The organism is Nitrospirota bacterium (assembly GCA_016180645.1).
In the GTDB taxonomy this organism is placed as follows: domain Bacteria; phylum JACPQY01; class JACPQY01; order JACPQY01; family JACPQY01; genus JACPAV01.
Genome location: JACPAV010000047.1, coordinates 17,258 through 30,449 on the forward strand (window position 1 = coordinate 17,258; position 13,192 = coordinate 30,449).

At 61.2% G+C, this 13,192-nt stretch carries 10 protein-coding genes; 3 read left to right on the forward strand and 7 right to left on the reverse strand.

From position 1 onward, the window contains the following. Positions 1-5: 5 nt before the first annotated feature. The 5 genes from HYT87_18740 to HYT87_18760 form a co-directional block, all read right to left on the reverse strand. Positions 6-1,187 (reverse strand): glycosyltransferase family 4 protein, encoded by a 1,182-nt coding sequence (locus tag HYT87_18740; protein MBI2061781.1) that lies wholly within the window; start codon positions 1,185-1,187, stop codon positions 6-8. Next, positions 1,184-2,374, reverse strand: a complete 1,191-nt coding sequence (locus HYT87_18745) for a glycosyltransferase family 4 protein (protein ID MBI2061782.1) — start codon at positions 2,372-2,374, stop codon at positions 1,184-1,186. Before HYT87_18745 ends, HYT87_18740 begins: the two co-directional genes overlap by 4 nt. After that, on the reverse strand, positions 2,362-3,501 hold the full coding sequence (locus HYT87_18750; GenBank protein MBI2061783.1) for a glycosyltransferase family 4 protein: 1,140 nt from the start codon (positions 3,499-3,501) through the stop codon (positions 2,362-2,364). The genes HYT87_18745 and HYT87_18750 overlap by 13 nt, the downstream gene beginning before the upstream one ends. Positions 3,502-3,504: 3 nt before the next feature. After that, positions 3,505-5,352 (reverse strand): asparagine synthase (glutamine-hydrolyzing), encoded by a 1,848-nt coding sequence (gene asnB / locus HYT87_18755; GenBank protein ID MBI2061784.1) that lies wholly within the window; start codon positions 5,350-5,352, stop codon positions 3,505-3,507. A gap of 110 nt (positions 5,353-5,462) precedes the next feature. Next, the gene (locus tag HYT87_18760) at positions 5,463-6,737 is read right to left on the reverse strand and encodes a hypothetical protein (protein ID MBI2061785.1); all 1,275 of its coding nucleotides are present in this window, start codon (positions 6,735-6,737) and stop codon (positions 5,463-5,465) included. A 298-nt stretch (positions 6,738-7,035) separates the two neighbouring features. On the opposite strand from HYT87_18760, the gene HYT87_18765 reads away from it, so the two are divergent. Both HYT87_18765 and HYT87_18770 read left to right on the forward strand, forming a co-directional pair. Beyond that, positions 7,036-8,226, forward strand: coding sequence for a glycosyltransferase (locus tag HYT87_18765; protein MBI2061786.1), 1,191 nt, complete (start codon positions 7,036-7,038; stop codon positions 8,224-8,226). Positions 8,227-8,235: 9 nt separating this feature from the next. Beyond that, on the forward strand, positions 8,236-9,321 hold the full coding sequence (locus HYT87_18770) for a glycosyltransferase family 9 protein (protein ID MBI2061787.1): 1,086 nt from the start codon (positions 8,236-8,238) through the stop codon (positions 9,319-9,321). A 42-nt stretch (positions 9,322-9,363) separates the two neighbouring features. Here HYT87_18770 and HYT87_18775 read toward each other — a convergent pair whose 3' ends face one another. Beyond that, complete coding sequence (locus HYT87_18775) at positions 9,364-10,773, reverse strand: O-antigen ligase family protein (protein MBI2061788.1); 1,410 nt, start codon at positions 10,771-10,773, stop codon at positions 9,364-9,366. Beyond that, a complete protein-coding gene (locus tag HYT87_18780) occupies positions 10,751-11,614 on the reverse strand; it encodes a hypothetical protein (protein ID MBI2061789.1) in 864 nt (287 codons plus the stop codon). Before HYT87_18780 ends, HYT87_18775 begins: the two co-directional genes overlap by 23 nt. 283 nt (positions 11,615-11,897) lie before the next feature. Between HYT87_18780 and HYT87_18785 the strand changes: the two genes are divergently transcribed. Further along, entirely contained in the window at positions 11,898-13,187 is a 1,290-nt protein-coding gene (locus tag HYT87_18785) for an SH3 domain-containing protein (protein ID MBI2061790.1), read from the forward strand. Positions 13,188-13,192: the final 5 nt, after the last annotated feature.

A 13,192-nucleotide genomic window follows, 5' to 3' on the forward strand; every position in this document is an offset into this window, starting at 1 on the left:
CTACCTCAGATCAACGCGCCGTAGGAGGCGACGATTCGATCGCCGTAGCGATCCCACGTGAACCCGGCCGCCGCTCGCGCCGCTGAACGACCCATGCGTCGCGTTTCATCGGGGTGTGTGGCAAACCAATCGATCTTCTCGGCGAGGGCATCGGAATCCCGAATCGGGACAACGAACCCTTCCCGGCCTTCGCAGACAACATCCTCACCCCCGCTGTTCGTGGTGGTCAGAAGTGGAAGACCGCATGACATGGCTTGAAGCTGCACGGCGGCAAACCCCTCGTCCAGAGTGGGCAGGGCGAAGACATCGGCCTGGGACAGGAGACCGGGCAACTCGGCTTGCGGAACGCGAGGTTTGTAGATGAAATGGTTTCGGTATCGTTCCAGCACGGGACGCATTTCGTCGTAGACGCTCCCAATCAACCACAATTCCGCTGATTTCGGGCGGATCTTCCTCCACGCCTCCAGGAGATACGGGATCCCCTTCCCGGCCCTCATCAGTCCGGCATAAATCATTCGAAACACGGAATCCGACTTGGGATGAGATCGGAACCGCGTTGCATCCACTCCGGGAACAACCCGAATGATGGCGTTCGCCGCGAAACCACGCTCCGAAAACGTTCGTTCGGCATAGCTCGAAACCACGGACAGATGTTTCGCCGCATCGTATTCCTTCAAGGAGCGCGCAAGAACCTGGGGCGGAAGCTTGTGATCCAACCCCCACTTCGCAAACTCCTCCGTCAGGAGCGGCCACCGATATCCGTTGTGAGCCGTTCCAGAGTAGAGAACGAAGGGGATGCCCAGTCGGTGCGCCTTCCGCATCGTGAAAAGCGAATGCTCCGCCCAGCCGACGACCAAGTCGTAGGTGCGGTCGACGAACCGGCTGACCCACAGGTCGAATAGGAAATGGCGGGGGTGATACCAATAGTCGGTGTAGTCCATCCCCAAGGCTCTCTTCGCCGCACGGGGGAGACGGTCCAGACCCCGTGTGGCCTCCACCCAAGGCATGATACGGACTCGTGACGGCGTGATGGCCTCGGCGTCCACCCGCCGCACCCACTTCCACAGGATCCCGCTCGCCCGCGAGTAGAACGAGGTCAGGAAAAGCCCAAGGTGCCCACGCCGGTCGAGTTGGCTCGCCAAGTGGAACGCATGAAACTTGCTGGATGCGGCAAGAAGGATCTTCATGAATGGAAGGCGTGAAGCACGGCCTGAACGAAACCGTCCGCGCTTCGACGATGGTTCCAAGACCGAATCTTCCCCAGCGAAGCCTTCCCCATCGACCGCCGGAGCTTTGAGTCCCTGAGGAGACGTTTCAGATAGCCCCCCAGCAATTCGACATGACCCGCAGGGTAAACGAAACCGTTCGCGCCGGCTTCGACCAGATCCTCGGCGCACGGAACCCGATCGCTGGCAATCACCGGCAGCCCGGCGCACATCGCTTCATTCACGGCCAGGCCGAAGGTCTCCCCGGGCCCCGAAGGCATGACGAAGACGTCCGCCAACGCATAGAGGCCCGGCATGGCCGATTGATTCTGGAATCCGGTGAAGACAGCATGGACACGATTGAGGTTCGCCACTCGTCGCCGGAGGTCTTCGCGCAAGGGCCCGTCACCTACAACAAGCAGACTCACATCCAGACCGCACCGGTCCAACGCCTCCAAGACGTCGCCCGGACGTTTTCGTTCGATGAGTTTTCCCGAAAACATCACCATCGGCCGATCCGGGGGAAGATTCCAACGGCTCAACGCCGCCGCCCGCTCCCGGCGCCGCCTCGCGGCTTCGCGGATGAAGAAGTCGTTGTCCACGGCATAGGGCGCAAGAAAAATTCGATCGCGCGGGACGCCATGAGCCTCGTAAAACCGCCGGCTCGACGTGCCGATGGCGGCGCATGCGCCGGCCCGGGAGCAGAGCGCGCGCAGGAGACGTTCACGAATGCCCCCCTTGGGCCTTTCATTCGCGGGCAACCACACACTCTCGCCCGCCAACACGACGGGAACTCCGCGCAGGCGGGCGGCGAGAAAGGCCAGCCAATAGGTTGAAATCGCATAGCCGTGGATGGCCACCACGTCGAACGATCCGCGGACAATCGGAGGGATGACGCCGGGATTGATCAGCCGCCAGAAAAACGCCCGCGAGGGAACAAACGGAAGGGGGGACACGTTCCGTAGGAATTCGTGGTCGTAACCTCCCAGGAGAGGAACATCCCACTTGAACTTCGACCGGAAGTCGGCGTCGAAGCCGGAAGACGGCCCGAAGTTCTCGCAGTAGAGAACCGTGAGCCGGATCTCCCTGCGCGCGGCCAGTCGACGGAAGAAAGGAGCATGGTATTGGACCGGATGCTGGACGATGTAGGCGACTCTCAATTGGGCCATAGATACGCGAGATTTTCCTTGACCCTCTCACCGAACACTTCGAAAGAGAAATTCTCCCGGGCGGTTTCACGCAGGACGGCCGGATCGGTGAGCGAAGACCCCACTCGCTTGTCCAGGATCGATTCAATCGCTGCCGCAATTTCGGGCGGTGACAGGGGGTTGACGAGAAGCCCCAATCTCCCATCCAGCAGGGCATCACGAGATCCATCCCCATTCCCGGCAATGACCGGTTTCCCGCAGGCGAGGGCTTCGAGGTAGACGATGCCGAACCCTTCGAACCGGCTCGGCATCACGAAGACGTCGCAGGCCCGGTAGTACCCGACGCACTCATCGGGCCCGGCCGGACCCGCAAACACGACCCGGTCCCGAACGCCGTCCTCCTGCGCCGCTCGCTCGAGTCTCGCGCGATCATCGCCCTCGCCGACGATGACGTAGCGCAGGTCGGTGAATTTCGGCGCGAGGATCTTCACGGCATGTATGACCTCGGCATGTCCTTTGTATCGTTCGGTGGACGCCAATCGCCCAACCGTCAACAGGACTCTCTTTCCGCTGAGATGGAGGCGCTCAAGAAGTTCGGGAGGCGCCGGCCCCGGCGTGAAAGTGTTGAAATCCGCAGGACGAGGCAGGACGCGGATCTTCGAGGCGTCAACCGGCTGGATGGATAGGATCAAATCCTTCGTAAACCGGCTGGCCGCATGGATCATGCGCGCCCGTCGGATCCCGCGGGACAAGATCCCGCGCGGGGCAAGGGCCAGCTCCCAGGCGTGCGTCTCAAGGATAAACGGAAGCCGCAACCCGTAATGCAGAGTGAGGGCGACCGGCAGGAAGTTGACATGGCCGCACCACACCGCATCCGGTCGGTGGAACACCGCCTGCCCCAGCGCCAGCGTCGCCCATCGGACTTTGGACAGTCCGGAGGGGCGAGGGCCGCCCGCCCTGATCCGGATTCGACCCTGCGAGGCGGGGGGTGTCAGGAGAGCCGTGATTCCGGGTGAACCCCGGAGCAACAGAACCTCCGCATCGAGAACGACCGGCGATGCGCAGACGGCTTTCAGAAGATGGCGCGAGTAGCCCTGGATCCCGCCGGAACCTTCCGAGATTTCCCCAAAAAGAAAAAGAATTCTCACGCTTCAAAGGGTGGCTGCAGTCCGGTCCACCCAGAGCCGCAGGATCACCATGGCCCATACCCGCGCCCACGGTTCCCGGTCTTGGAGAAATCGGCGCCAAAGGCCGGATAAGGCCTCCTGATTCAGCCACGTCAGGCCCGGATGTGGTGAAAGCAGGATTTCTTCAATTCGCTTCTGCCATGGGCCTTTCATCCAGACGGCGATGGGAAAGAAGAATCCCCTCTTCGGTCGACGCGTGATGGACGCCGGTATCTTCCCTTCCAGCGCATCCAGGAGAAGCTTCTTGGGAGGCGCGAGCGATTTCCATCCTTCGGGCAGACCCAGCATCCACTCCACGAGGAGATGGTCCAGAAACGGGCAACGGACCTCGAGGGAATGCGCCATGCTCATCAGATCGGTGTCCCGCAGAAGTTGGTTCAGCATGTAGCCTCGGAGTTCCAGCCACGAGATGGCGTCCATGAGGGATGCCCCTTCGATTTCGGCCGGCGTCGGGATCGAGTCCTGCGTATCCGGGGCGGATGGGAAAAGATTCCTTACGGCCTCCGGAGGGAAGAGCCCGCGCACGGCCTCGTAGGCTCGATGAACCATCGGCTGTCCGTCCAGAAGGATCTCCGCCTTGCGGTACGAGGCCGGCACGATGGGAAGACGCAGAAGAAACCTTCCCAGACGCTCTCCCCCAGGAAAGGCATGGGCGAATCTCGATCCCTTCAGCAATCGAGGCACCATTCTGAAGGATGGATAGCCGCCGAATAGCTCGTCCGATCCCAGTCCGGAGAGCGCCACCTTCACTCCGCCCTCCCTCGCCACCTTCGAGATAAAGTAGGTGTTCACGCCGTCGATGGTGGGCTGGTCCATGGCGCCAACGATCCGGGGGATTTCGTCCCACACTTCGTCGGCGCTGAACGTTCGCGACGTGTGCTCCGTGCCGAACGCCTCCGCCGTGCGCCGGGCCGCGCTGCTTTCGTCAAATCCCTTTTCCGAGAACCCCGCGGTAAAGGTGCGAATCGTCGGGCAACCGGCCATCCGGAGCAAAGCTACAATCGCCGTGGAATCGATTCCTCCGCTGAGGAAAACTCCCACGGGAACATCGCTGACCAATCGAAGCCGGGTGGACTCAACGAGGAGCGAACGCAGCCGATCCAGGGCTTCCCGGTAGGACATGGGATCAATGGCGCGGAGCGAGTTAGGCCAATAGGAACCGGACTCCGTCTTGCCGCCCCTCCAGCGCATCCAGGAAGAGGCCTGGAGAAGTCGGGCTCCTTTCCAGATCGTTCTCCCCTCGTAAACCGAGCCGAATCGGAGAAAACTGAGGAGCGCCTCCGGATCGAGGCATCGCTCGACCACCCCCCCCCGGACGAGTGCCTTGAGTTCGGATGCAAAGGCGAGTGATTTTCCGTTGGAGGCGGTGTACAGCGGTTTCTTTCCCAGACGGTCGCGCGCTAGAAATAGCTCGTGATTTCTCTCACTCCACACACCCAGCGCGAACATGCCCCGAAGTTCGTCCAAACTGCGGACCCCCCTTCGGGATAGACCGGCAAGCACGGTCTCCGTATCCGTCTTGGAACGGAACTCCACCCCGGAGGCTTCCAAGTTCCGGCGCAAGGCTTGGAAGTTGTAGACTTCGCCGTTGTAAGTGCCCTGCTGTCGTCCTTCGGGAGCTTCCATGGGTTGGCGGCCCGCGGCCGAGAGGTCGATGATCGAAAGCCGCCGATGCGCCAGCGCCGCGCGTTTGTCCGCCGAAATGTAGAATCCCTCGTCGTCGGGCCCGCGATGACGCAGAGTTCCTTGCATGGCCTTCACGGCTTCCGGGTCAACCGGAGCCGTCGAAACGAGTCCCGCAATACCGCACATCGAGTTGGGGCTACGGTATCAATCTCTCCGAAGGGCAACAAGCGCCCTTGGAGGGAATCAGCTTTGAACCGGGGTTTCCGCCGTCGAGCGCAGGCTTCGGATTGTCGCGGTCAGGCGGAGGCAGTTGTTTTCTTCCTGAGGATCTGGAAAGCCAAGATGCCGAAGGCCGACAGCCCAAATGCGAAGAGGTTTGCGCGAGTGATGTTCTTTCGCAGGTCGGGCCCCACTTGAGCGCCCGGAAGGGGCGCCGGATCGATCACGATCACCCCCGGCACGATATCCGCGGCCGCCAGCACACGCGTCTCTTCCAGCTTGCGGCCGATCGCCTGGTAGCTGTCGGAAAGGACTTCGTACTGAAGTTTGATCATCCCCAATTGCCGCTCTACCCGTGTGATTTCCGATTCGAGTTGGCGCATCTTGGCGGCGGTCTGCACGCGGTTCTCAATGAGTTCCTTTCGCTTGGCGCTGAGACCGCTCAACGTCTCCTCCAGCTTGATCTTCGATCCCAAAGCGCCCAGGTAGGTCTCATTGATCTCCCGGTCTCCCGATCCGCCTCCGGACGAACCGGACGGCCGCACGGCGGGTCCCTGTCCTCCTACCTGGGTCGGAAAGGCCGACAGATTTCCTCTTATGCTCTCCAGCCTGCCACTGGTTTCGGCGATATCGTGCCCGAGCTTGCTCAGCTCCCTGGCGGTGCCTTCGAGAATGATTTTAGTCTCTTCGAAATCGGACTTTCGGGTCGCCACGCTGAACTTCTTCTCGATGGCATCCAACCGGCCGGCGGTCTCGTCCATCTTGGCCGTCACCGTCGCAAGTGCGGCCTCCAAAGATTCCTGCATGGTTGCATAGCGACTGGCCTTGATCTCGCGGGATGTATTGACAAGGGCCTGCCCCATGAAGTTGGCCATCTTCTGCGCGAGAACCGGGTCCGGGGAGCTGGCGGTCACGTAGAACAGACGGTCCCCTCCCCCCTTGCTGAACCGGATCATCGACTTCAGACTGTCCGCCGAGTAGTTATAGGGCGGCTGATCGAGTTGGAGGCCCTTCACGATTTCCATCATCACCCGGTTGCTTGTGGCGAGCTCCCGGTAGAGATCGGCGCTCAGGGAAAGACCCCCCGGCCCCCCCCTGCTCATGCCGCCGCCCGAGCCTTTGCCTGACGCACTCTCCCCCCCCGACATGGACTCGGACTCCATGATGACCAACGAACACGTGGCTTCGTAATACCTGGGTATCCGCTTTGTTCGCACGACGGTCACCGCCGTCGCCCCCGCCATCACCAGCACGAAAATCCACTTGGCCCGCCAAAGAATCATGAGGTAGTCGAAGAATTTGAAATCCACTTCGGACAGTTCCTCCTTGCGAGGGGTTCGGGGTTCAACCATGACGCCTCCATATCCCACAAAACCGTTCCCTGTTCAAGGCCTCCGTCCGGCCCTATCGACCATGCTCCCACCTTCCGGGAGAGCTCCGTTGGGCGCCATGTTTGGTATAATGCGCGCGAACATGTCCGCATCTTCCCCCGCATCATCCCCAAAGAATCCGGAGGCGATACCGGCCTCTCGTGGCAACCCCCGTAGTCCGGAAGACGTCCGATCCGACAAGTCGTCAATCGGGTCCGCAACCACCCTGATCGATTCGAAGGAGCCCAGGGTGGCACTTGTACACGACTGGCTCACCGGTATGCGCGGGGGAGAGAAGGTCCTCGAGGTGTTGTGCGAATTGTATCCACGCGCAGACCTTTTCACATTGGTTCACGTGAAAGGCTCGGTATCCAAGGTGATCGAAGAGAGGCGGATCGAAACGTCGTTCGTCCAACGGTTCCCCCGAGTGGCCCAGTATTACCGCCACTGCCTGCCTCTTTTCCCCACCGCCGTCGAACGGTTCAATTTGAACGGGTATGATCTGGTCATCAGCAACAGTCATTGCGTGGCCAAAGGAATCATCCCCGCACCGGGTGCATGCCATGTTTCCTTCGTCCTTACCCCAATGAGATACGTCTGGGACGCCTACGAGCACTATTTCGGCGCCGGGAAGGCTGGCCGTACCCGGAGCGCCAAGGATGGCAGCGGAGGGTGCGGCGCCGGGTCCGGCGGGCTGGCCGCCTATGTCATGCCCTTCGTCGCCAACTACCTGAGGATGTGGGACGTGGCCTCGACCGCGCGTGTGGATCATCTGATCGGTATCTCCGGGCACGTGGCCCTTAGGATACGGAGGTACTACGGACGGCATGCGGAGGTGATCCACCCGCCCGTGGATCTCTCCCGTTTCGGCGTTTCGACCAAATCCGACGGGTATTATCTCGCCCTCGGCGCCTTCGCCCCCTACAAACGGGTCGACCTGGCGATCGAAGCGTTCAATCGCATGGGGCGCCGCCTGATTGTGGCGGGGGGGGGGCAGGACGAACGCAGGCTCAGAAAACTGTCCGGTCCCACCATCCGGCTGGTACCGCAACCCGACGACCGGGAAGTCGTGGATCTCCTTCGCGGTTGTGAAGCGCTGGTTTTTCCAGGCGAGGAGGACTACGGAATCGTCCCGCTCGAAGCGATGGCTTGTGGGAAGCCGGTCTTGGCCTATGCAAAAGGGGGAATCCTCGAAACGACGCGTCCACTCGATGGGCCGGGGTCCGCAGGCCCCCCGACGGCCGTACACTTTCAAGAACAGACGGTCGAATCCCTGGTCGACGCTCTCGCGCTGTTCGAAACGAGGAGGGAGGCCTTCGATCCCCTACAGATCCGTCGTCATGCGGAATCTTTCTCCCGCGACGCTTTCAAGATAACGCTCGGCCGGCGTCTGAAGGAGCTGTATTCGCAGCATGTCGAAGCGCTTCGGGCGCACGGGCAGGGCCCACACCCTGCCGCCATCCAAGTCTGACCACGGGCCTTGCAGACCCTTGTTGTCAAGATCGGCGCCATAGGGGATATCCTCATGTCCACTCCTGCCCTGCGCGCTTTGAAGAAGTCGGATCCCGGAGGTCGATTGACCGTCATGGTGGGGCGATCCAGCCGAGTGGCGCTGGAACGGAACCCGGCCGTGGATGAGCTGTGGGAAATCGACGATCGGATCCTCTATCGGGGTGGTCGGACCGATCGCCTGGCCCTCACCCTCCGTCTCACCCTGGAAATCCGCAGGAGGAAGTTCGACCGGGTGTTCGTGCTCCACCGGGACTGGAGATTCAATCTCCTCGCACTCCTGGGCGGCATTCACAGGAGGTATGGGTTCGATCGGGGCGGGGAAGGATTGTTCCTCACCGGGCGGTTCCGGCCTACGGACGGCGCGCACCATGTTCGGCAGTACTTGGGCGTCCTGGAGACGGCAGGCGTGCCGTCCGACGGAATCCACATGGACTATCATCCAGGCACGCCTGATCGGGCGGAGGATCTCCTGACCAGGAATGGAGTTCCACCGGGAAGAGAGCTTGTCGGGATCGCGCCCGGCGGGGCCCGAAACATTCGCGAAATCATGGACACCCGCCGCTGGCCCGTTGAGTTCTATGGAAGGCTCGTAGACTTGATCGTCGAGCGATCGGATTCGGAAGTTCTGGTTTTCGGCGCGGAGAGCGACCGGTTCCTTGCGGGAACGTTTGAAGGGAAGCCGCCCAGAGTCCACCGCCTGTTCGGAAAGACTGATCTTCCCCAACTGGCCACGATGATGAAACAGTGCAGAGTAGTGGTGGCGAACGACAGCGGTCCCATGCACCTCGCGGCAGCCGTGGAGGTCCCGGTCGTTTCGTTATTCGGACCGACCGATCCCAGGGAGAAGTTTCCCCTGAACGACGGCAGCATCCACCTGTGGAAGCCCGAAGGGCTCGCCTGTTGCCCCTGCTATCGGGACGGGAGATTCCCCGCCTGTCCGATTGACGTGGCGTGCCTGCGCCGGATCACACCCGAGGAGGTGTGGGAGAAGGTGAGAGGCTTCCTTCTCGCGCCGGGGAACCGGCAGGAGGGCGGGCGCCGTCTTCCGGTCTGAGACCCGGCACGTGCCTCATCATGCGGCCCTCCTTGGCCGCGGTCAGCGGATGCAGGTGCCGCCCCCGTCCCGGTCGCGGCACAGCGCAACCGACACACCGATCAGAAACCACGTATCCAGCCTGTAAAGGGTTTGGGCGAATTGGTACATGACGAAAAACGTCATGAACAATGCCAGACGATATCCGCGAATCAGGTCGGCAAGGCCCTCATCACGCGCGCGTCGCGCCGCATCACCCATCTTGAGGAACAGGAAAAGAAGGAAAAGGAGAAAGAAGCCGGTGCCGATGATCCCCGTCTCGGATAGCGTCTCAATCCACATGTTCGCGGGCACCAGTCGGTGCCACTCTTTTTCACGATTCCCCTCGCCGATGTTCTTCGCCCACAGTTCTCCGGCCAGATAGCCGCCATAGTTCCCAATCCCCACGCCGAAAAACGGATTCTCCCTGATGATCCGGGCCCCTTCCCTTACGGTTTGAAGGCGAGGCGCGGAAGAATACGGTTCCGTCGGATCGAAGGCGGCGGATCCCAACCGGAGAAGCGCATTCTGGAACCTCTCCGGAAACGTCGCGGTGCCGGCGGCCACCGCGGCCGCCAGGAGCAGCAGGACACCCCACCGCTTGAAAGCCAGGAGCGGGGATCGGACCCACACGAACATGACGAGGAGGCACAGGGCCAGCCACCCGGAACGGGAGGTGGATAGAAAGGTCGTGAGGGTGAGAAATCCGAGCAACAGGGGAACGGTCCAGCGACCAAACGGGGAGCGACCCTTGACCCAGAGGTACGCCAGGATGGAGAGGGCTTGGATGCTGAAGAAGGCGTAGTATTGCGGTTCGTAGTGGAAAGCGTTGAGCCGCGGCCACCCTCCAAATTTCTGCGCGAGGAAAGGCAGCTCGATTCCCCCGGCCGTGTAGGCCACAACCTGAGCGAGGCCGTAGACCGCGGCCATGACTTGGGAGGCCAGGAACACCTTCGTGATCCAATAGACGCGTCCCGGGGTTCGAACGAACGTGAAGACCCCCGGCAGAATGACCAGCAGGTCGAAGCAAAACCAGCCAAGATAGCCGACGCTCTTCTTGAGGTTGAAAGTGGAGATGAGACTCAACGTGAGGACAGCTCCAAATGCCAGCAAAGGGGCGAACAGATCTGGCTCCGGCAGCCGGTAGGCATCTCCCCTGCGAGCCAACCGATTCAGGATGAGTCGCGAAGCGAGAACCAATCCGGCGATGTGTGAGAGCCGCACCGTAAACCCACCCACGTCCCGCGTCAGGAATTGATCCAAGGGCAACCCCAATACGAACAGGGCCATGGCCGTGAACTCGGAGGCAAGGAGCCACCCGAGCACGGCAAGGACGGGCAGAAAAAGCGTTACAAACGGGTAGAACACCCCCGCAACGGTTCCAAGGACGATGGTAACGGCGGTCCGACGCCTACGGCCGGGGGATGGAGCCAACTCGAACGGCTTCCCTGACGAAAATGTAAGCGAGATAGAGGAAGAGCCCCGCCACCAGCCCCATCCCGGCGTTGAGCCGAAGATCGGGTTTGATGGGTTTTTCAGGCCGGTAGGGAGGGCTCACGATTTGAGACCGGCGGCTCATGAATTCGGAATTCTCCAGCTGCACTTGGCGGAATTTCTCGCGCAGTTTTGACACCAAGGATTGCCTGCTTTCCATGTCGACGTTGAGGGCCACCATCGCGGAGTCGGTTTTTCCGGATCTGCGGTATTCCGCCAAGGTTCGCTTGAGATCGGCCAGTTCACTCTCGGCCGAGGTGATCTGTCCGGCGAAATCGGACTCCCAGTTCTTGCGGATCGCGAGAACATCGCGATACTCGTTGTTGTGCCGCTCGATGGTCCGTTCCGCAATGGCTTCAGCGAGGCGGAGGGATTCTTCCGGAGTCGGGCCTCGGACGCCAACGGTGAATACGGCCATCCTTTCGAGATCCGAATGCTCCGGACGGATGGGACGAATGCGTTTCTTCAAGGTATTGACGTCGCCCTTCAATTTCAGATCGGTAGCTATTCCTTTCAGAAAAGCCGGACTCGTAATAATTTCTGCCAGTTCCGGAGCCGATTCAGAGAGGATGGCGCGGTTGTAGGACCCCCCCTGACTGCCCTCGAACCAAACGCGACCGAGACGCAGAGTAAAGTGCGTCTCGTAGGTCTTGGGCAGTACCCAGGACAATGCCAGTGCGACTCCACACGCAATGACCCCGCAAAGGATAAGCCTTACTTTTTCCCCGGAGAGGGCATGAAGGTAGCCGGATAAATCGAATGATTCCTTCTCAGCGTTCATCTTCGTTGGTGCATGGCCGGCATCAAATGGCGGCAGGAGTATAGCCATGACCCCGCGGAGTCGCAACTTGTTTTAGTCGGCGAAGGCCCGTGTCCGGAGGGGTCCGACCCAGAGCCTCTGACAGAATGCCGATTCGTAGGGGAGCATCTTCAGATGCTCCCTCTTGTCCTTGCCTCCTCGTAGGGGAGCACCTACAGGTGCTCCCTCTTGCCCCCGGATGCAGGGGGTGGCCGGGAACTTGATTGATTCCTTGCGCTCCGATACGATCTCGACGGGGCGACAAATGGAAGGTCTAAAGAGGGCTCTCTTCGTTGCAACTCTCGTTTTCTGGGCCGGCGAGGTCTGCGCCGAGCAGGGAGTCATCACCGCGCGAAGCGTGAATGTGCGCAGCTCACCCGCCATCGAGGCTTCAAACGTCATCGGACGTCTGATCGCCGGCCAAACGATCGAGGTTCTGGAACACCGGGAGGGCTGGCTCCAAGTTCGTAAGGAATCCCTCGTCGGCTGGGTGCGCCAGGAATATGTCGGAGCACACGCCCCCACAGTTTCTCCATCCCCGCTTCCGCAAAGCACTCCGGCCGCTGAACTGGAGCCCTCCCCGGGCCCAGCCGGATTGCCACCCGAACGGGCCACCGATCTGCCGGACGTTCTCCAGAGCCGCGGCGTAGTCCTCCGCCCGCGGGTAAACGTCCGAAGCCGCCCGGTCCTCGATCCGTCCTCCGTCAAATTCACTCTCGTCCAGGGGCAGCGGATCGAAGTCCTCAAGGTCCAAGACTACTGGTACAACATCCACACTCCGGACGGACGTGAAGGCTGGGTCATCGCGCCGATGGTCTCGCTGGGCGTAGGCTTGATCCGGCCCGAAACCTATCTCGGAGGTGCGCAGGCCCTGGTGGAGGCCGGCTGCCGGCGTGTGGGGACACAACTTGAAATCCCCTCGAAAGCCGCGGTCCTGGAAGGAGCGCAGCTCCTCGAAAAATGGGTGGAAGTTTATCCCGATTCCTCACACACGGGCCGGGCCTATTATTACCTCGGACTTGCGCGCGCCGCGCTCGCCAAGCTTCACAATGTCCACCGGGACGAGGATGCAAAAACATACGTGGACACACACCCCGCCCTTTTTCGCACCCTGCCGAACAAGGGACAAACCCTATACGATGGAAGCGATTTCGAATCCGTGCTCCGGAGCTTCCCGCAAAGCAGTGTGGCGCCCGCCGCCCTGCTCGAACGGGCCATCGTTCGCCGACAGCAGGTCTGCTCTTCCGCCGATCGCTGCAACTTCACCGCGACCTTGGAAGTCTTCCGGGATGTCTTCGACGGACGGGCCACGGTCAAGGGAAAGGAAACCGGCGTCGAAATCCTCCTCGAGGACCTGCGTGAAACCGCCGGGATCCGGACGAACGAGCGACCGGTACTGAAAAAATCCGTCGACTCCTTTCTGGGCATCGTCACCGGAATGACTCATCTTGAACTTCGAAAGGAGGCCCTCCGGAAAATCGCCTCCGCCTACCAGGCCCTGAATTATCCCGAAGACGCCAAGCGGACGCTCCGGCTCATCGGACCCTCTTCGTAGGCGGG